This window comes from Pseudomonas sp. REB1044, assembly GCF_038813925.1.
GTDB lineage: Bacteria > Pseudomonadota > Gammaproteobacteria > Pseudomonadales > Pseudomonadaceae > Aquipseudomonas > Aquipseudomonas boreofloridensis.
In genome coordinates, this window is record NZ_CP046139.1 from 5,126,331 (window position 1) to 5,144,370 (window position 18,040).

General features: G+C 63.8%; 18 protein-coding genes. 12 read left to right on the plus strand and 6 right to left on the minus strand.

All coding sequences use genetic code 11. The features are described from left to right. The first annotated feature begins 8 nt into the window (after nt 1-8). On the plus strand, nt 9-629 hold the full coding sequence (gmk, locus tag GKC70_RS23090) for a guanylate kinase (RefSeq protein WP_116887315.1): 621 nt from the start codon (nt 9-11) through the stop codon (nt 627-629). Between the two features lie 30 nt (nt 630-659). On the opposite strand, the gene GKC70_RS23095 is transcribed toward gmk, so the two are convergent. Together GKC70_RS23095 and GKC70_RS23100 are read right to left on the minus strand one after the other, a co-directional pair. After that, a complete protein-coding gene (locus tag GKC70_RS23095) occupies nt 660-2,207 on the minus strand; it encodes an APC family permease (protein ID WP_342650035.1) in 1,548 nt (515 codons plus the stop codon). A 126-nt stretch (nt 2,208-2,333) separates the two neighbouring features. Beyond that, a complete protein-coding gene (locus GKC70_RS23100; RefSeq protein ID WP_342650036.1) occupies nt 2,334-3,095 on the minus strand; it encodes a gamma-glutamyl-gamma-aminobutyrate hydrolase family protein in 762 nt (253 codons plus the stop codon). 270 nt (nt 3,096-3,365) lie between these two features. On the opposite strand from GKC70_RS23100, the gene GKC70_RS23105 reads away from it, so the two are divergent. The 5 genes from GKC70_RS23105 (at nt 3,366) to GKC70_RS23125 (ending at nt 8,064) form a co-directional block, all read left to right on the plus strand. After that, entirely contained in the window at nt 3,366-4,238 is an 873-nt protein-coding gene (locus GKC70_RS23105; RefSeq protein WP_342650037.1) for a LysR family transcriptional regulator, read from the plus strand. 205 nt (nt 4,239-4,443) lie between these two features. Beyond that, nucleotides 4,444-4,707 (plus strand): DNA-directed RNA polymerase subunit omega, encoded by a 264-nt coding sequence (rpoZ, locus tag GKC70_RS23110; RefSeq protein WP_003253383.1) that lies wholly within the window; start codon nt 4,444-4,446, stop codon nt 4,705-4,707. A gap of 59 nt (nt 4,708-4,766) precedes the next feature. Further along, a complete protein-coding gene (spoT, locus tag GKC70_RS23115) occupies nt 4,767-6,875 on the plus strand; it encodes a bifunctional GTP diphosphokinase/guanosine-3',5'-bis pyrophosphate 3'-pyrophosphohydrolase (RefSeq protein WP_029612282.1) in 2,109 nt (702 codons plus the stop codon). A gap of 23 nt (nt 6,876-6,898) precedes the next feature. Beyond that, nucleotides 6,899-7,279, plus strand: coding sequence for a RidA family protein (locus GKC70_RS23120; protein ID WP_029612280.1), 381 nt, complete (start codon nt 6,899-6,901; stop codon nt 7,277-7,279). A gap of 53 nt (nt 7,280-7,332) precedes the next feature. Next, nucleotides 7,333-8,064: a hypothetical protein gene (locus GKC70_RS23125; protein ID WP_342650038.1), complete on the plus strand. Its 732-nt coding sequence runs from the start codon at nt 7,333-7,335 to the stop codon at nt 8,062-8,064. Nucleotides 8,065-8,075: 11 nt separating this feature from the next. On the opposite strand, the gene GKC70_RS23130 is transcribed toward GKC70_RS23125, so the two are convergent. Further along, on the minus strand, nt 8,076-8,933 hold the full coding sequence (locus GKC70_RS23130; protein ID WP_342650039.1) for an SDR family oxidoreductase: 858 nt from the start codon (nt 8,931-8,933) through the stop codon (nt 8,076-8,078). A gap of 190 nt (nt 8,934-9,123) precedes the next feature. On the opposite strand from GKC70_RS23130, the gene exbB reads away from it, so the two are divergent. The 6 genes from exbB (at nt 9,124) to GKC70_RS23160 (ending at nt 15,849) form a co-directional block, all read left to right on the plus strand. Then, nucleotides 9,124-10,098: a tonB-system energizer ExbB gene (gene exbB, locus GKC70_RS23135; RefSeq protein ID WP_039582443.1), complete on the plus strand. Its 975-nt coding sequence runs from the start codon at nt 9,124-9,126 to the stop codon at nt 10,096-10,098. Nucleotides 10,099-10,101: 3 nt separating this feature from the next. Further along, a complete protein-coding gene (gene exbD, locus GKC70_RS23140) occupies nt 10,102-10,530 on the plus strand; it encodes a TonB system transport protein ExbD (protein WP_039582442.1) in 429 nt (142 codons plus the stop codon). Continuing rightward, entirely contained in the window at nt 10,527-11,261 is a 735-nt protein-coding gene (locus GKC70_RS23145) for an energy transducer TonB (RefSeq protein WP_029612277.1), read from the plus strand. The genes exbD and GKC70_RS23145 overlap by 4 nt, the downstream gene beginning before the upstream one ends. Nucleotides 11,262-11,354: 93 nt before the next feature. Next, nucleotides 11,355-12,281 carry a LysR substrate-binding domain-containing protein gene (locus tag GKC70_RS23150; protein ID WP_342650040.1) on the plus strand — a complete coding sequence of 309 codons (927 nt, stop codon included), beginning with the start codon at nt 11,355-11,357 and terminating at the stop codon, nt 12,279-12,281. Nucleotides 12,282-12,285: 4 nt separating this feature from the next. Beyond that, a complete protein-coding gene (recG, locus tag GKC70_RS23155; protein ID WP_342650041.1) occupies nt 12,286-14,364 on the plus strand; it encodes an ATP-dependent DNA helicase RecG in 2,079 nt (692 codons plus the stop codon). An 81-nt stretch (nt 14,365-14,445) separates the two neighbouring features. Beyond that, nucleotides 14,446-15,849: an HDOD domain-containing protein gene (locus GKC70_RS23160; RefSeq protein WP_342650042.1), complete on the plus strand. Its 1,404-nt coding sequence runs from the start codon at nt 14,446-14,448 to the stop codon at nt 15,847-15,849. A 15-nt stretch (nt 15,850-15,864) separates the two neighbouring features. On the opposite strand, the gene GKC70_RS23165 is transcribed toward GKC70_RS23160, so the two are convergent. The 3 genes from GKC70_RS23165 to GKC70_RS23175 form a co-directional block, all read right to left on the minus strand. Beyond that, complete coding sequence (locus GKC70_RS23165; protein ID WP_342650043.1) at nt 15,865-16,239, minus strand: helicase; 375 nt, start codon at nt 16,237-16,239, stop codon at nt 15,865-15,867. 144 nt (nt 16,240-16,383) lie between these two features. Continuing rightward, complete coding sequence (locus tag GKC70_RS23170) at nt 16,384-16,692, minus strand: HU family DNA-binding protein (protein WP_029612270.1); 309 nt, start codon at nt 16,690-16,692, stop codon at nt 16,384-16,386. A gap of 188 nt (nt 16,693-16,880) precedes the next feature. Then, entirely contained in the window at nt 16,881-18,029 is a 1,149-nt protein-coding gene (locus GKC70_RS23175; protein ID WP_342650044.1) for an FAD-dependent oxidoreductase, read from the minus strand. Between the last annotated feature and the right edge of the window lie 11 nt (nt 18,030-18,040).

The window sequence follows — 18,040 nt, forward strand, 5'->3', positions numbered from 1 at the left end:
CCCCGACCATGACCCACACCAGCGGCACGCTCTACATCGTCTCGGCCCCTTCGGGCGCCGGCAAGACCAGCCTGGTCACCGCCCTCACGCAACAGGACACGCAGATCCGCGTCTCGGTGTCCCACACCACGCGGGCCATGCGTCCCGGCGAGGCCCACGGCGTGAACTACCACTTCGTGGACCACGAGGCCTTCAAGACGCTGATCGCCCAGGACGACTTCCTCGAACACGCCGAGGTGTTCGGCAACTTCTACGGCACCTCGCGCAGCGCACTGCAGGAAACCCTCGCGCAAGGCTTCGACCTGATCCTGGAGATCGACTGGCAGGGCGCTCAGCAGGTACGCAAGCTGATGCCCGAGGCGCTGTCGATCTTCATTCTGCCGCCCAGCCGAGAGGCGCTGCGTCAGCGACTGGACGGCCGCGGCCAGGACAGCGAAGACATCATCGCCGGCCGCATGAAAGAAGCAGTCAGCGAGATGGTGCATTACGCCGAGTTCGACTATGTCATCGTCAACGACGATTTCGCCCACGCGCTGGACGATCTGCAATCGGTGTTCCGGGCCAACCGCCTTTTGCTCAAGAAACAGCAACAGCGCCATGCGGCGCTGCTCGAGCAGTTGGTCGGCTGAAGACATCGGGGGCGCTTGGCGCCCCCTGGGTCAGTCCTGCAATTGCAGCTTGGCCTGCTGCTGTAAGGTCGCGCCGAGGAAAAACGCCGGCGCTCGCAGCCGCGACAGCATCATCAGCACGATGCCCAGCACCGAGATGATCGCCGCGATCACGAACACCAGCCCCAGCCCGCCCACGTGCGAGCCGCTGCCGAAGTCCGGCGACGCGCTGTCGAGCGCGGTTCGCACGAAGATCACCGACAAGATCACACCGCCCACCAGCGGACACACGCCGCGCATGAAGAAGTGGCGCAGGCTGTCGAACAGGCTGCTGCGGAAATACCAGACGCAAGCGAAGGCCGTCAGCGAGTAGTAGAAACAGATCATCATGCCCAGTGCGGTGATGGTGTCGGCCAGCACGTTCTCGCTCAGGGTGCGCATGGTCACGTAGAACACCGCCGCCGCCAGCCCAGCGCAGACGGTCGCGTAACGCGGTGTCTGCGAGCGCGGACAGACACTGGCGAAGCGCTGCGGCACCGCGCCGTAATAGCCCATGGCAAGCAGCGTGCGCGCCGGCGAGACGAAGGTCGACTGCAACGAGGCCGCCGTACTGGCCAGCACGGCGATCGACATCAGGATCGCCAGCGGCCCCATCACCGGGCCGGCCAAGTGGGCGAAAACGTTCTCCTGGATACGCGGATTACCCAGCCCCAGACCACTGTCGCTGATGCCGGCGAACTGCAACGTGGCGATGGCAGTGAACAGGTACAGCCCCAATATCAGCAGCACGGTCCAGGTGGCAGCCTTGCCAGGCACCTCATCGCTGCCGACCGACTCTTCGCTGACGGTCAGGCACACGTCCCACCCCCAGAAGATGAAGATCGACAACGACAGCCCGGCCGCGAAGGCCGAGAACGACTCGACACCAAACGGGTTGAACCAGGCGAAGTCGAATTCCAAGGGCGGCGGTGCGGTGGTTTCGCCGAACGCGGCAAAACCGAAGCCCACCAGCACCAGCAGTTGCAAGGCGACCAGACCGTATTGCACGGTCATGGTGGTGCCCATGCCTCGGCAACAGATCCACACCGCCAAGGCGATGAAGGCGCAACAGGTGCTGACGTTGATCAGCAAGTTGTCTGCCAGCGCGGCAAGCTCAGGGTGGCCGCTGATCTGGCCAATGAACAGGTAGAAGAAATCGACCGCGACGCCCGCCAGGTTCGACAACACGATGGTGGTCGCCACCACCAACCCCCACCCGCCGATCCAGCCGATCATCGGACCAAACGCGCGGGCTGACCAAGTGAAGGAAGTGCCGCTGTCGGGCTCGGCGGCGTTGAGCTCGCGGTAGCCCAGCGCGACCAGCAGCATCGGCAGGAAACCGACGATGAACACCGCGGGGAGATGGGCGCCGACTTCGCGCACGGTCGGGCCGAGCGCGCCGGTCAGGGTGTAGACCGGCGCGATGGTGGAAATGCCCAGCACGACGCTGGCCAGCAGGCCCAGGCGGCCCTTGGCCAGGCCCTTGCCTGCGGCTTGGGCGGTACTGCCTGCATCGGCGGCCGCATCGGGAGGGCGGCCGGTTTCTGTGTATTCGCTCATGAGTATTTGCCGTTGCTATTGGTATTGTTTTTTCACAGACCTTGCGCGCAAGGCCCGCTTCCACTCATTGAAAGCTTGCTGCCGGGGTGAGTCGTCCGCGACCTTGGGGCCGCGTCAGAATGCCTTCTAACGCGCGCCCTCCCCTGCAGCATGGGCGATACAGGCCTCGCGAAACGCCTGAAACAGACGTAGGGAGACCGGGTTTTCGGCGAGCTGCCATTCTGGGTGCCACTGCACGCCGAGGACGAACCCCGGTGCGCCCGGCATCGATACCGCTTCGATCAAGCCATCCGGCGCCCGCGCTTCGACTCGCAGGCCGCACGCCAAACGGTCGATGCCTTGGCTGTGCAGTGAGTTGACCTCGAACTGCGCCGCCAGGCCCAGGCGCTCGAACAGGCCGCCCGGCGCACTGTCGACCCGATGCCGGGGGCCATACTGCAGGTGCAGCGGCGCCTCCTCGGGCTCGCGGTGGTCAAGATGGCCGGGCAACGCATGCACACGCGGATGCAAGGTTCCGCCCAAGGCCACGTTGAGTTCCTGAAAGCCCCGGCAAATGCACAGCACCGGCACGCCTGCGGCAATCGCCGACTGCAGCAACGGCAGCGTCAAACGATCGCGCGCAGCGTCATGCCGAGTGCCGACCGCGCTGGGGGCGCCATTGTAATGATGCGGCTCGACATTTGAAGGCGAGCCGGTGAAAAGAATGCCGTTCAGGTGCGCCAGCAGCGCATGCGGCTCATCGGGGGTATCGCGGGCCGGCAGGATCAGCGGCAGCCCCGCAAAGGCTGCGGCCTCGACGTACTTGGCGCCTACCGTGTGCGAAGAGTTCCGGCCGACCTGCTGGCGGCAGGCGCTGACGCCGATCAGGGGCGGCTTGCGAGTGCTCATGGACGTACCTTGTCGGCAGGCATCATGTCGCGGAAACGGGTGCACGAGAAGACCGACGTCATGGCTGTACATCCTGTGATCAAAAGCGACGATTCAGGGATAAGGAGGACGCCTTGAAGGCGACGAGGGTTGCGCTGGTTGTTGTTCTAACGACCCCATTCGAGGGGCATTGCGTTGCGCGGCGCCACATTGATTCACGCCAGTCGTTGCACTATAAAGTGGGCTCCAATGCAACAGACATTGGCAGACCAGCAAGCAGAGCGTGCAACCATGCAATATCAAATCTCTCATGCCGACCTGGCCCTGGTGCTGGCGCTGGAGCGAGGTCGCTCGCTGGCAAAAGCAGCCGATCTGCTCAAGGTCGATGTTTCCACGGTGTTTCGCTCCATCCGTCGACTGGAATCGGCGCTGGGGACTGCGTTGTTCGTCAAGAGCCGCAAGGGTTATCTGCCGACCGACACTGCCCAGGCCCTTGCCGAGCAGGCCGAACGTGCCGAACAAGCGCTCGATGCGGCGCGAATCGCGCTGACCAGCGGCGAACAGGTGGTCAGCGGCACCGTGCGCCTGACCTGTACCGAAGCGGTACTGCACAGTCTGCTGCTGCCGGCGCTGGTCGAGTTCATGCCCAACTACCCGGCACTCTCGCTGGAGATGGGCACCTCCAATTCCTTCGCCAATCTGAGCCGTCGCGACGCCGACATCGCTCTGCGCTTGACCAACACGCCGCCGGAACATCTGGTCGGGCGTTGCCTGGGGTCGACCTCCTACGTGATCTGCGGCCACGCGGCGTTTCGCGAACGCCTGACCGAGTCGCCGAACAACGTGCCCTGGATCGCCCCGGACGACAGCATGCACGAACACCCCACGGTCATCTGGCGCACTCAGCACCACCCCGACCTCGTTCCGCGCTACCAATGCAGTGGCATGTCGACCATCGCCCAACTGGTCAGTAGCGGCATGGGCGTGGCCGCACTGGCTGACTACATGGTCGACACCCTGCCCGGTGTCGAGGCCCTGAGCGGCCCGCTGCCAGGCTGTGACACCCAGTTATGGCTGCTCACCCGCCCCGACTGCCGGGCCCTGCGCTCGGTGCAGACCCTGTTCGAGGAACTGACGCCGCGGCTGCGTGACGCGATGCGTTGAGGCTGTTGTGTTCGCGGGGCGGGAGGCGTTATCGTCAGCGTCGTGCAAAAGGCCTTCTGCGGCGCCTGTTTCGTGGGCACTGCCCGGCGAAACCCGGGCGTGGAGCGAAACAGTCCTTCCCTATTGGCTGGTGATTTTTTAAACTATCGAGTCCGCCTGCCCATTCTGGGCTGTACGCCTAACGCATCTGCTACTGAGGAACACCATGGCCCGCGTAACTGTTGAAGACTGCCTGGAACACGTGGATAACCGCTTCGAGCTGGTCATGCTCTCGACCAAGCGCGCCCGCCAACTGGCCACCGGCGGCAAGGAACCACGCGTGGCGTGGGAAAACGACAAGCCGACCGTCGTTGCCCTGCGCGAAATCGCCGAAGGCATCGTGACCAATGAATTCATCGCCGCTGAAGAGATCGTCACCGAGGATCCGGTGTTCGCCGCGTTCGAGGACGAGAACAACGAGGCCGTCTGATTCATGCCCTGTCGACGTCGCGCGGCACCCGATCCTCTTCCTGTGCAAGAGGTGAAATCATGGCGGGTATAGAAGCCCTTGCCGAGCGGCTGTCGACCTACTTAGGTCCCGAACAGGTCAACCTGGTTCGCCGGGCCTATTTCTATGCCGAGCAGGCACACGATGGGCAGCGCCGCCGCAGTGGCGAGCCCTACGTGACCCACCCGCTGGCAGTGGCCAGCATTCTCGCCGACATGCACATGGACCATCAGAGCCTGATGGCAGCCATGTTGCACGACGTCATCGAAGACACCGGCATCGCCAAGGAAGCCCTCAGCCAGCAGTTCGGCGAAACCGTCGCCGAGTTGGTTGACGGGGTCAGCAAGCTGACCCAGATGAACTTCGAGACCAAAGCCGAAGCGCAGGCCGAAAACTTCCAGAAGATGGCCATGGCCATGGCCCGCGATATCCGCGTGATCCTGGTCAAGCTCGCCGACCGCCTGCACAACATGCGCACGCTTGAAGTGCTGTCCGGGGAAAAACGCCGGCGCATCGCCAAGGAAACCCTCGAGATCTACGCCCCCATCGCCAACCGCCTGGGCATGCACACCGTGCGCGTGGAATTCGAAGACCTGGGGTTCAAGGCCATGCACCCCATGCGCTCAGCGCTGATTCATCGAGCGGTCAAGAGCGCGCGCGGTAACCGCAAGGAAATCGTCGCCAAGATCGAAACCTCCCTGGCCAATTGCCTGGCAGCGGACGGCATCGCCGGCGAGGTCAGTGGGCGACAGAAGCACCTCTACGGTATCTACAAGAAGATGCGCGGCAAACGCCGCGCCTTCACCGAAATCATGGACGTGTACGCCTTCCGCATCGTGGTCGACAAGGTCGATACCTGCTATCGCGTACTGGGCGCTGTACACAATTTGTACAAACCCCTGCCGGGTCGCTTCAAGGACTACATTGCCATTCCCAAGGCCAACGGCTATCAGTCGTTGCATACCACGCTGTTCGGCATGCATGGTGTACCCATCGAGATCCAGATCCGCACCCGCGAAATGGAAGAGATGGCCAACAACGGCATCGCCGCACACTGGCTGTACAAGTCCAACGAGGATGAGCAGCCCAAGGGCAACCACGCCCGTGCCCGCCAGTGGGTCAAAGGCATTCTTGAGTTGCAGCAGCGGGCCGGCAACTCGCTGGAATTCATCGAGAGCGTGAAGATCGACCTGTTCCCCGACGAGGTCTACGTCTTCACCCCCAAAGGCCGGATCATGGAGCTGCCCAAAGGCTCCACGGCCGTCGACTTCGCCTACGCCGTGCACACCGACGTGGGCAACAGTTGTATCGCCTGCCGCATCAACCGTCGCCTGGCGCCGCTTTCCGAACCGCTGCAAAGTGGCTCGACGGTGGAGATCGTCAGCGCGCCCGGCGCGCGCCCGAACCCGGCCTGGCTCAACTTCGTGGTCACCGGCAAGGCCCGCACCCACATCCGTCATGCCCTCAAACAGCAACGCCGCTCCGAGTCGATCAATCTCGGCGAACGCCTGTTGAACAAAGTGCTCACCGGCTTCGACAGCAGCCTGGACAAGATCCCGAGCGAGCGCGTGCAGGCCATCCTCAGCGAATACCGCCTGGAATTGATCGAGGATTTGCTCGAGGACATCGGTCTGGGCAACCGCATGGCCTACGTGGTGGCCCGACGCCTGCTGTCCGCAGAGGGCGAGCAGTTGCCATCGCCTGAAGGGCCACTGGCAATCCGCGGCACCGAAGGTTTGGTGCTCAGCTACGCCAAGTGCTGCACACCGATTCCAGGTGACCCTATCGTGGGCCACCTGTCGGCAGGCAAAGGTATGGTCGTTCACTTGGAAGACTGCCGAAATATCAGCGAAATCCGACACAACCCGGAAAAGTGCTTGCAGCTCTCCTGGGCCAAGGACGTCACCGGCGAGTTCAATGTCGAACTGCGCGTCGAGCTGGAGCACCAGCGCGGCCTGATCGCGCTGCTGGCGAGCAGCGTCAATGCCGCCGACGGCAACATCGAGAAGATCAGCATGGATGAGCGCGACGGTCGCGTCAGCGTGGTCCAGCTGGTGGTCAGCGTGCGCGACCGTGTGCACCTGGCGCGCGTGATCAAGAAGCTGCGCACCCTTACCGGCGTGGTACGCATTACCCGCACGCGTGCGTAGTCCGTCAACCGCAAGGAGTCAACATGACCAAGACCGTCATCAACAGCGACAAGGCCCCGGCCGCCATCGGCACCTACTCCCAGGCGATCAAGGCTGGCAACACCGTATATATGTCGGGGCAGATTCCGCTGGACCCCAAGACCATGGAACTGGTCGAAGGCTTCGAGGCCCAGACCGTGCAGGTCTTCGAGAACCTCAAGGCGGTCGCTGAAGCGGCTGGTGGGTCGTTCAAGGACATCGTCAAGCTGAACATCTTCCTCACCGACCTCAGCCACTTCGCCAAGGTCAACGAGGTCATGGGCCGTTACTTCGAGCAGCCCTACCCCGCGCGCGCCGCGATCGGCGTAGCAGCGCTGCCAAAAGGCTCGCAAGTCGAGATGGACGCCATCCTCGTCATCGAGTGATGCCCAAGCGGCGGGCACTCGCCTGCCGCTCCTCCTGCCTGAAGGTTCCCCTCATGCGTCATGCCCTGCCCCTCGCGCTGGCAGCCCTGATTCTGGGCGGCTGCGCCAGCCACAAACCCGAAGACTACAACGGTACTTGGATCAATCAGAAAGCGATCGATGCAGCGGCCAAGGGCGAGAGCCTACGCAATGCGCTGGCTAGCAATGGTCCGGTCTTCGAATGGAAGATCAATGTCGCCGGTCAACAGGCCAGCTACATGAATGGCGTGGAGACCGTCGATGGCCGCTTGCTCGCCAACGACAAGCAATGGCAAGCCACGTTCGAAGGCGGCCAAAGCGAACAGTTGAGCCTGAGCGGCAACGAGTTGCAAACGACCGACGCCAACGGCACCCGCCAGACGTTCATACGCAGTACCTCGCCCGAAGCGGCCGATTCACCTGTAGGCAGCAGCTTCGAAAAGACGCTGTACCAGACCTACCTGGGCGGTGAGTGGACGATCACCGAAGGACCGGGCCAAGGCGCCAAGGTCCGCTTCGGCGATGACGGCAGCGTCACTGGCTTGCCGGCGCTTGACCGCTATGCGCTGTGCCTGGCCGGCGACTGCGCCACCATCGGCAATGGTAACGACAGCCTATGGCTCGAGCGCAATCAACAAGGCGGGCCTTGGATTTTCCGGCGCAGCCCCGACCGACTCGAGATCTTCCGCGCGGTCAATCGTGCCCAGCCCGATGACATGCCACAGCTGGCACCTGGCCCGCGCCAGTGGGTACTTCAGCGCAACTAAGCGGCACGGCCTCAACCCTGACCCAGCAGAATCGCGGCGTAACCCTCCTTGTAGCTCGGATACTGCGGCGCCCAGCCCAGTGCCCGAGCACGCGCGTTGCTGCAACGCTTGCTCCCGGTACGACGCACGCGCTGCTCGTCCGACCATTGCGTGATGCCCAGGTACTGGCGCAACCAGGTGACCACGTCGGCCAGTGGCGCCGGATCGTCATCGACGCCGATATAACAGTCTTGCAGCACCTGCCCACCGGCATCGGCCTGCAGAAGAAACGCCAGCAGACCTGCGGCATCATCGGCATGGATTCGGTTGCCGTACAACGGCGGCTCTTCGGCAACCCGGTAGCCCTGACGCACTTGACTCAAGAGCCATTCACGGCCTGGGCCGTAGATGCCGGTGAGGCGCACCACACTGGCCGGCAGGCCACTGTCCAGTGCCAGCTTCTCAGCCTCAAGCATGACTCGACCGGAATAGGCCTCTGGCTCGGTAGCCGCACGCTCATCGACCCAGGCCCCATCCTTCTGGGCATAGACGCTGCTGCTGGAGACGAAGAGGATTCGGCGAGGCCGCTGTGCCCGCTGCGCCATCCACGACAGCACGTTACGCAACCCCTCGACATAGGCTGCACGGTAACCGGGCTCGTCGTGCTGACTGGCTGCCACGCAGTAGACCAGGTAATCGAAAGAGCCCTCGGGCCAAGCCGCTGGCATCTCCACCTGGGCGAGGTCCGCCGCCACCGGCAGCACGCCATTGGGCAGTTGATTGACGGACCTTCGCAGGCCATGCACGTGCCAGCCACGCGCGAGCAGCTGTCGAGCCAACCGCCCGCCTACATCACCGCAGCCTACGATCATTGCGGATAAATCGGACATCACACACTCCAATTCCAAAGCTTCAGGCTAGCCCCTTCTGACGATCAACGGCTATGGAACGTATAAAAAAAGTTACTGTATTGCTTTTGTTAACAAGAATTAGTTGCAATAATGGCGCCCTGAAAAATTCTCGGCCTGTCTCGAGGCCGTGAAGAACGTCACCCTCTTTTCTTCATCAGGTCCGGCCAGCATGACTCGTACTCAACCCTCCGCTTCGCCAACCACATCGCGCGCCTGGGGCGCCATCGCCGCGCTGATGTTCAGCCTGGTACTGGCACCGGCCGCCATGGCTGATGAGCCCGCCGCCAATGGCGCAGCCGCGCCAGCCGCCGCAGCCCCGGCGACCCCGGCAGCCCCCACTGCTGCCCAGCCGTCGACGACAGACACCGCCGCCGCACCCGTCGACGCCCCGGCACCTGCCGACGACAGCACTCAGGCGCTGGTCGAGGACACCTCGCTGGGCATGGCTCACGACCTGTCGCCCTGGGGCATGTACAAGAACGCCGACGTGGTGGTCAAAGCCGTGATGATCGGCCTGGCCATCGCCTCCATCATCACCTGGACCATCTGGATCGCCAAAGGCTTCGAGCTGCTGGGCGCCAAGCGCCGTCTGCGTGGCGAAATCGCCGTGCTGAAGAAGTCCGCCAGCCTCAAGGAGGCCAGCACGGTCGCCAACAAGGAAGGCACCCTGGCCCATACCCTGGTGCATGACGCCCTCGAGGAAATGCGCCTGTCGGCCAACAGCCGCGAGAAAGAAGGCATCAAGGAACGCGTCAGCTTCCGTCTGGAACGCCTGGTGGCCGCCAGCGGCCGCGCCATGAGCAGCGGCACCGGCGTACTGGCGACCATCGGTTCCACCGCACCGTTCGTCGGTCTGTTCGGTACCGTATGGGGCATCATGAACAGCTTCATCGGCATCGCCAAGACCCAGACCACCAACCTGGCCGTGGTCGCACCGGGTATCGCCGAGGCCCTGCTGGCAACGGCACTGGGTCTGGTCGCCGCCATCCCGGCGGTGGTCATCTACAACGTCTTCGCCCGCTCCATCGCCGGCTACAAGGCGCAGGTGTCCGATGCTTCGGCGCAGGTCCTGCTGCTGGTCAGCCGCGACCTCGACCACCAGGCTGGCGATCGCGCCGCCCCGCACATGGTGAAAGTGGGGTAAGCCATGGGCCTGCATCTCAACGAAGGTGGCGACGACCTCGCCGAAAACCACGAAATCAACGTCACCCCGTTCATCGACGTGATGCTGGTACTGCTGATCATCTTCATGGTTGCCGCGCCTTTGGCGACGGTCGACATCAAGGTCGATCTGCCCGCCTCCACCGCCAAACCGGCGCCGAGGCCGGAGAAGCCGGTGTTCGTCAGCGTCAAGGCCGACAAGAAGCTGTATGTCGGCGATGACCCGGTGGCCACACCCGATCAGCTTGGCGCGATGCTCGACGGCAAGACCAAGGGTGACAAGGAAACCACCATCTTCTTCCAGGCTGACAAGGGGGTCGACTACGGCGACCTGATGGAAGTGATGAACACCATGCGTGCGGCCGGCTATCTCAAGGTCGGTCTGGTCGGACTCGAGACGGCAGCGAAGAAATGACAAAGACGCGCTCCAACCTGGCGCGCTACGGTGTAGGCCTGGCGGTCGTGCTGGGTGTGCACGCGATCGCCGTGCTGCTCATGCTCAATTGGACGGTGCCCCAGGCCATCGAACTGCCTCCGGCAGCGATGATGGTCGAATTGGCGCCTTTGCCGGAGCCGGCACCGCCGCCGCCACCGAAAGTCGCCCCGCCGCCGCCGGCGCCGGTCGAAGAGCCGCCGCTGCCGAAGGTCGCCGAGGCGCCGAAGCCGAAGATCGCCATCAACAAGCCGCCCAAGCCGAAGGTCAAGCCGCAGCCGCCCAAGCCTGAGAAGAAGCCTGAGCCGCCGAAGGACGAGCCTCCCGCCAAGGAGCAGGTCGCCGATACGCCGCCCAGCAATGCGCCACCGCAGAAGTCGGCCGCACCGCAGCCAAGTATCGCGTCCAACAGCAATGCCCTGCCGAACTGGCAGAGTGACCTGCTGCGCCATCTGGCCAAGTACAAGAAGTACCCGGAGGACGCGCGCCGTCGCGGCCTGCAAGGCATCAACCGGCTGCGTTTCGTGGTCGATGCCGACGGCAAGATTCTGTCCTACTCGATGGCAGCAGGTTCAGGCAGCGCTTCGCTGGACCGAGCGACCATGGACATGATCCGCCGCGCGGGCACGGTGCCGAAGCCGCCGCCGGAGCTGCTGAACAACGGTCAGATCGAAGTGGTCGCGCCCTTTGTCTTCTCGCTGGACAAGCGCTGACACATTGAATCTGTCACACAGCCGCAAGTCTGATAACGTGCGTCTATCGATTGCACCCGCTATGCTGGGGCCGCAACTTCATGGACGCACGTTATGACCCTCACAGAACTCCGCTACATCGTCACACTCGCCCAGGAGCAACACTTCGGCCACGCGGCTGAGCGTTGTCACGTCAGCCAGCCTACCCTGTCGGTCGGTGTGAAGAAGCTCGAGGACGAGCTGGGGGTGCTGATCTTCGAGCGCAGCAAGAGTGCGGTGCGCCTCACGCCTGTCGGCGAAAGCATCGTCGCCCAGGCGCAGAAGGTGCTGGAGCAGGCCCAGGGCATCCGCGAACTGGCCCAGGCCGGCAAGAACCAGCTCACCGCCCCGCTGAAGGTCGGCGCCATCTATACCGTCGGCCCCTACCTGTTCCCCCACCTCATTCCACAGCTGCACCGGGTCGCGCCGCAGATGCCGCTGTACATCGAGGAAAACTTCACCCACGTGCTGCGCGAGAAGCTGCGCAACGGCGAGCTGGATGCAGTGATCATCGCCTTGCCGTTCAACGAGGCCGACGTGCTCACCCTGCCGCTGTACGATGAGCCGTTCTGCGCGCTGATGCCGGCCGATCACCCATGGACCGCAAAGAAGACCATCGACACCGCTCTGCTCAACGACAAGAGCCTGCTGCTGCTCGGTGAAGGTCACTGCTTCCGCGACCAGGTGCTCGAAGCCTGCCCGACCCTGAACAAGGGTGCGGATGCCTCCAAGCACACCACGGTGGAATCCAGCTCGCTGGAAACCATCCGTCACATGGTCGCCTCCGGTCTGGGCGTCTCCATCCTGCCGCTGTCTGCCGTGCACAGTCACCACTATGCACCCGGTGTGATCGAAGTACGCCCGCTCACCGCCCCGGCGCCGTTCCGCACCGTGGCCATCGCCTGGCGTGCCAGCTTCCCACGGCCCAAGGCCATCGAGATCCTCGCCGACTCGATCCGCCTGTGCTCGGTGGCCAAGACGCCCACGCATCAGCCGGCCTGATCCCATGACCGAGCTGTCGAAGGTTCCGGTCACCGAGCTCAAGGGCGTCGGCGAGGCCATGGCGGAAAAGCTCGCCAAGGTCGGGCTTGAGAACCTGCAGGATCTGCTGTTCCATCTGCCCCTGCGTTATCAGGACCGCACCCGCGTGGTGCCCATCGGCGCGCTGCGTCCTGGCCAGGACGCGGTGATCGAAGGTGTGGTCAGCGGCGCCGATGTGACCATGGGCAAGCGCCGCAGTCTGGTCGTGCGCCTGGGCGACGGCACCGGCGTGCTGAGCCTGCGCTTCTATCATTTCAGCAATGCGCAGAAGGAGGGCCTCAAACGCGGCACCCACCTGCGCTGCTACGGTGAGGCCCGCCCCGGCGCCTCGGGCCTGGAGATCTACCATCCCGAATATCGGGCGCTCAACGGCGACGAGCCGCCGCCTCCAGTCGAGCAAACCCTCACGCCGATCTACCCGACCACCGAAGGCCTGACGCAGCAGCGTCTGCGTCAGCTCTGCCAACTCAGCCTGAGCAAGCTCGGGCCACGCAGCCTGCCCGACTGGCTGCCTGACGAGCTGGCCCGCGACTATCACCTGGCGCCGTTGGACGATGCGATCCGCTACCTGCACAACCCGCCTGCCGACGCCGACCTCGACGAGCTCGCCGAAGGCCAGCACTGGGCTCAGCACCGGCTTGCCTTCGAGGAGTTGCTGACCCATCAGCTTTCCCAGCAGCGCCTGCGCGAAAGCCTGCGAGCTTTGCGGGCACCGGCGCTGGCCAAGGCCAGCCGCCTGCCCGAGCGCTACCTGGCCAATCTCGGCTTCGCCCCCACCGGTGCACAACAGCGTGTCGGCAACGAGATCGCCTACGACCTCAGCCAGCCTGAGCCGATGATGCGCCTGGTCCAGGGCGATGTCGGCGCCGGCAAGACGGTCGTCGCTGCGCTCGCCGCCCTGCAGGCGCTGGAGGCGGGTTACCAGGTTGCGCTCATGGCGCCTACGGAGATTCTCGCCGAGCAGCATTACCTCACTTTCAAGCGTTGGCTCGAACCGCTGGGCATCGAGGTCGCCTGGCTGGCCGGCAAGCTCAAGGGCAAGGCCCGCGCCAGCGCGCTCGAACAGATCGCCGGCGGCGCACCGATGGTGGTCGGCACCCACGCGCTGTTCCAAGAGGAAGTGGTATTTCGCAACCTGGCCCTGGCTATCATCGATGAACAGCACCGCTTCGGCGTGCAGCAGCGCCTGGCCCTGCGCAAGAAAGGCGTGAATGGTCTGCTCTGTCCGCACCAGTTGATCATGACCGCCACCCCCATCCCGCGCACCCTGGCCATGAGCGCCTACGCCGACCTGGATACCTCCATTCTCGATGAGCTTCCTCCCGGGCGAACGCCGGTCAATACGGTGCTGGTAGCCGACAGCCGTCGATTCGAGGTGGTCGAGCGCGTGCGCGCTGCCTGCGCCGAGGGTCGCCAGGCGTATTGGGTGTGCACGCTGATCGAAGAATCCGAAGAGCTGACCTGCCAGGCGGCCGAAAGCACCTTCGAGGAACTGGGCAGCGCATTGGGCGAGCTGCGCGTGGGCTTGATCCACGGACGCATGAAGCCTGCCGAAAAGGCTGCGGTCATGGCCGAGTTCAAGGCGGGCGGGCTGCAATTGCTGGTCGCCACCACGGTGATCGAAGTGGGCGTCGACGTGCCCAACGCCAGCTTGATGATCATCGAGAACCCCGAGCGCCTGGGGCTGGCTCAGCTTCACCAGCTACGCGGCCGGGTTGGCCGGGGCAGCGCGGCCAGCCACTGCGTACTGCTCTATCATCCGCCGCTGTCGCAGATCGGTCGCGAACGCCTGGGCATCATGCGCGAAACCAACGACGGCTTCGTCATCGCGGAAAAGGATCTGGAACTGCGGGGGCCTGGAGAAATGCTCGGCACCCGGCAGACTGGTCTGTTGCAGTTCAAGGTGGCCGACCTGATGCGCGATGCCGATCTCCTGCCAGCGGTGCGCGATGCGGCGCAGGCCCTGCTGTCACGCTGGCCGGAGCATGTCAGCCCACTGCTCGACCGCTGGTTGCGTCACGGCCAACAGTACGGCCAAGTGTGACCTTGGTCCTATTCGCGCCCCAGCTTGGGGCGCAGGATGGTTATACTTCGCATTTGAAAAAGACACATTGGAAAACAGACCATGACTGAAGTGGCCCTGGATACCGCACACCCGCACGCCCCGCCGGTCATCCGGCTGCTGCTGGAAAAGCTTGGCATCGGCTATCGCGAGGTGCTGGAGCACCCACACCTGCCTGCCAGTTCGCGTGTCCAGGCGATCCTGCTGGACGATGAAGTCGGCGCACTCATGGTGCTGTTCGCACAGAGCCAACTGCTCGACCTCAAGCGTCTCGAAGAGCTCACCGGCCGCACGCTGACCGCGGTCCCGGGGGAGCGCCTGAGGAAGATGCTCGACAAGCATTCGCTCAAGGCCCTGCCTGGGCTGCCCGCGCTGACCAGTTCCCCCTGTCTGTACGATGAACGGCTACTGAGCGCCGATGCGCTGCTGATCCAGTCGGGAGAAACCGGTCTGCTGCTGGAAATTGCCCGAGACGATTTCAAGCGCATGCTGAGCAAGGCCAGTGCCGGCAGCTTCGGTGTGGAAGTCGAGGGCATCCGCCGCAATCTCGACCGTCCGCACGACGACACCCGCGAGATTTCCCATGCGGTTCAAGCCTTCACCGCCCGACGCATCCAGCAACGCCTCGAACAGACCATCGAGATCCCGCCGCTGGCCGACACCGCGCAAAAGATCATCAAGCTGCGCGTCGACCCCAATGCCAGCCTCGACGACATCACCGGCGTGGTGGAAACCGATCCGGCGCTGGCCGCTCAGGTGGTCAGTTGGGCCGCCTCGCCCTACTACGCTTCACCGGGCAAGATCCGCTCGGTGGAAGATGCCATCGTGCGGGTGCTGGGCTTCGATCTGGTGATCAACCTGGCGTTGGGTCTGGCCTTGGGCAAAACCCTGAGCCTGCCCAAGGACAATCCGCAGCAGGCCACCCCGTATTGGCAGCAATCGATCTACACCGCCGCGGTGATCGAAGGCCTGACCCGCGCGATGCCACGTACCGAGCGTCCAGAAGCGGGGCTTACCTACCTGGCCGGGCTGCTGCACAACTTCGGTTACCTGCTGCTGGCCCACGTGTTCCCACCGCACTTCTCGCTGATTTGTCGCCATCTGGAGGTCAACCCGCACCTCTATCACAGCTACGTCGAACAGCACCTGCTGGGCATCAGCCGCGAGCAGATCGGCGCCTGGCTGATGAAGCTGTGGGACATGCCGGACGAGCTGTCCACGGCGCTGCGCTTCCAGCACGATCCAAGCTATGAAGGGGACTATTCGGCCTATCCCAACCTGGTGTGCCTGGCCACTTCGCTGCTGCGCTCGCGGGGCATCGGTGCGGGGCCGCAGGAGGAGATTCCCGAGGCGCTGCTCGAACGCCTGGGGCTGACACGCAACAAAGCCGAGGAGGTGGTCAGCAAGGTGCTGGAGGCCGAAGCACTGCTGCGCGAACTGGCCTCGCAATTCCACACCCCGCACTGACCGTGCGCGACCGCCTCACGCCTTCTTGCGCGGCTTGAGGTACTTCATCAGGCCCTGGAACCAGATCACCAAGGCCGGGTTGCCCTTGATCTGGATGCTCTTGTCCTGAATGCCCTGCATGAAGGCCAGTTGCTTGTTGCTCGCCTGCAAGGTGGCGAAGCCGAACGCCGCATCCTTGAAGGCGATGGCGAAGGCGGGATCAGGATGCAGGCCGGCCTTGCTGCTGATGCGCTCGCCACTGACCTTGAAGTGCCGCGCCACCTTGCCGTCCAGCGTCTGCATCTGGAACACCAGGTCCTTGCCGCGAAGCTGTTGCTGAAACGCCGGATTGTTGCGGCTGGCCCGAGCCATCAGCAGCCCCATGGCCCAGAGCAGAAAGCGAAACTTCATCAGGGTGCCTCGATGGAAAAGTGACCGAAGCGCGGATTCTAGCTTTTTATCGAACCGATTACGCCAGTGCGCACCGGGGTGTTTGTGCCAAATACGACGGGCGCCAATAGGCGCCCGTCTGGATGACACTCGAATGTCTGTCGGTTACTTGGCTTTCTTCGCCGGTTTAGCCGGCTTGCCGGAGGTCATGACGGTGTCACGCAGGTTCTTACCCGGTTTGAACGCCACGGTATTGCTGGCCTTGATCTTGACCGGTTGTCCAGTCTGCGGGTTCTTGCCAGTGCGCGCACCACGATGACGTTTTTCGAAGGTACCGAAACCAACCAACGTGACGGTATCTTTGTCGAGCGCGCCAGTGATGCTGTCGAGAATCGCGTTCAGGACCTGATTGGCCTTGTCCTTGGTCAAGTCGGTCTTTTCAGCGATGACGGCGGCGAGTTCTGGTTTACGCATAGTGAAGCCTCTTAGACGGGATTTTTTGTTGTTATGCCGTACTGCCTGCGAATGCAGCGCCCAAGGCGCCACAGGCTCTAGTCTGCGGCAGACGCCAGTGAGGATGGCATGCAGGCCGGGGGCGCGCCAGTATCTGCGCGGCCATTGTCGCGTCTAGAACACGACGCAAATGACACTCCGGACGCCATTCACGCCAACAGCGGTGGCAGCTGTCGATTCAAGGCCAGTTTTTCCATGACCGCCGTGCCGGTGAGCGCATAGCCGAGCAGCTCGCCTTCAGCGCTGTGGCACAGCACTTTCAGGTCGTTGCCCTGCCCTTCGATACGCCAAGTCCCCTCTCGCCCCAGTGGCGGGGGCGAAACTACCAGCGGGCATGCTGGCGTCTTCACCGTCACCGGCATCGGCCCGTAAGTCACGCCCGTGGGATTGCCGGCAAGCGTCTGCGCCAAGGCGCGGGCGCAGGTCATCAAGGGCATGACGTAGAGCAGGTTGAGACCGTCGACCTCGGCGCAGTCGCCCAGGGCAAAGATGTTGGCGTGGGATGTGCGTAACTGGCGATCCACAACCACGCCTCGATTGACCAGCAGCCCAGCCGCCGCCGCCAGATCGGTGCGAGGCCGCAGGCCCACGGCGGATACCACCAGGTCGCAGGCAATCACGCTGCCATCGGACAGTTGCGCCTGCAAACCCTCGTCGACACACTGCAGTCGCGTCAGCACCGGTCCGAGATGAAAGCGCACGCCCAACTGCTCCAGGCCAGCCTGCACTGCATGCGCGGCAGCGGGGTGCAGCAGCGTCGGCATCAGTTGCTCGCACGGCGCGACCACATCGCACTGGTAGCCACCCAAGGTGAGGTCGTTGGCAAACTCACAGCCTATCAACCCCGCGCCGAGCACCAGGACGCGCCGCTTGCCGACAGCCGCGGCGCGAAAGCGGGCGTAATCCTCCAGGTCGTTGATCGGAAAAATGTGCTGCCCACCGTCGCCTTCTACCGGTATCTGTACCGTCTGTGCGCCCCAGGCCAGCACCAGGTCGCGATAGGCCACAGCCTCCTCGCCGATCCACAGGCGCTTGTGGCCGGGGTCGATACCGCTGATACGCGTATGGGTGCGGATCTCGGCATTGAGCTGCTCGGCCATCGCGCCGGGCTCTGCCATGCACAGCTCGTCGGCGCCTTTTTGCTTGGCGAAGCCGGTGGACAGCATCGGTTTGGAATAGGAACGCCCGTCGTCGGCGGTGATCAGCAGCAGCGGCGTTTCGCTGTCGAGCTTGCGAAACTCTCGGGCCAGGTTGTAGCCCGCAAGGCCGGTGCCGATGATCACTACAGGTGACGTCATGTCGGGGTTCC

Bases quoted from the DNA above. Each gene is read 5' to 3' on its own strand.
- gmk (WP_116887315.1), top strand. From the start codon at position 9: ATGACCCACACCAGCGGCACGCTCTACATCGTCTCGGCCCCTTCGGGC.
- GKC70_RS23095 (WP_342650035.1), bottom strand. From the start codon at position 2,207: ATGAGCGAATACACAGAAACCGGCCGCCCTCCCGATGCGGCCGCCGAT.
- GKC70_RS23100 (WP_342650036.1), bottom strand. From the start codon at position 3,095: ATGAGCACTCGCAAGCCGCCCCTGATCGGCGTCAGCGCCTGCCGCCAG.
- GKC70_RS23105 (WP_342650037.1), top strand. From the start codon at position 3,366: ATGCAATATCAAATCTCTCATGCCGACCTGGCCCTGGTGCTGGCGCTG.
- rpoZ (WP_003253383.1), top strand. From the start codon at position 4,444: ATGGCCCGCGTAACTGTTGAAGACTGCCTGGAACACGTGGATAACCGC.
- spoT (WP_029612282.1), top strand. From the start codon at position 4,767: ATGGCGGGTATAGAAGCCCTTGCCGAGCGGCTGTCGACCTACTTAGGT.
- GKC70_RS23120 (WP_029612280.1), top strand. From the start codon at position 6,899: ATGACCAAGACCGTCATCAACAGCGACAAGGCCCCGGCCGCCATCGGC.
- GKC70_RS23125 (WP_342650038.1), top strand. From the start codon at position 7,333: ATGCGTCATGCCCTGCCCCTCGCGCTGGCAGCCCTGATTCTGGGCGGC.
- GKC70_RS23130 (WP_342650039.1), bottom strand. From the start codon at position 8,933: ATGTCCGATTTATCCGCAATGATCGTAGGCTGCGGTGATGTAGGCGGG.
- exbB (WP_039582443.1), top strand. From the start codon at position 9,124: ATGACTCGTACTCAACCCTCCGCTTCGCCAACCACATCGCGCGCCTGG.
- exbD (WP_039582442.1), top strand. From the start codon at position 10,102: ATGGGCCTGCATCTCAACGAAGGTGGCGACGACCTCGCCGAAAACCAC.
- GKC70_RS23145 (WP_029612277.1), top strand. From the start codon at position 10,527: ATGACAAAGACGCGCTCCAACCTGGCGCGCTACGGTGTAGGCCTGGCG.
- GKC70_RS23150 (WP_342650040.1), top strand. From the start codon at position 11,355: ATGACCCTCACAGAACTCCGCTACATCGTCACACTCGCCCAGGAGCAA.
- recG (WP_342650041.1), top strand. From the start codon at position 12,286: ATGACCGAGCTGTCGAAGGTTCCGGTCACCGAGCTCAAGGGCGTCGGC.
- GKC70_RS23160 (WP_342650042.1), top strand. From the start codon at position 14,446: ATGACTGAAGTGGCCCTGGATACCGCACACCCGCACGCCCCGCCGGTC.
- GKC70_RS23165 (WP_342650043.1), bottom strand. From the start codon at position 16,239: ATGAAGTTTCGCTTTCTGCTCTGGGCCATGGGGCTGCTGATGGCTCGG.
- GKC70_RS23170 (WP_029612270.1), bottom strand. From the start codon at position 16,692: ATGCGTAAACCAGAACTCGCCGCCGTCATCGCTGAAAAGACCGACTTG.
- GKC70_RS23175 (WP_342650044.1), bottom strand. From the start codon at position 18,029: ATGACGTCACCTGTAGTGATCATCGGCACCGGCCTTGCGGGCTACAAC.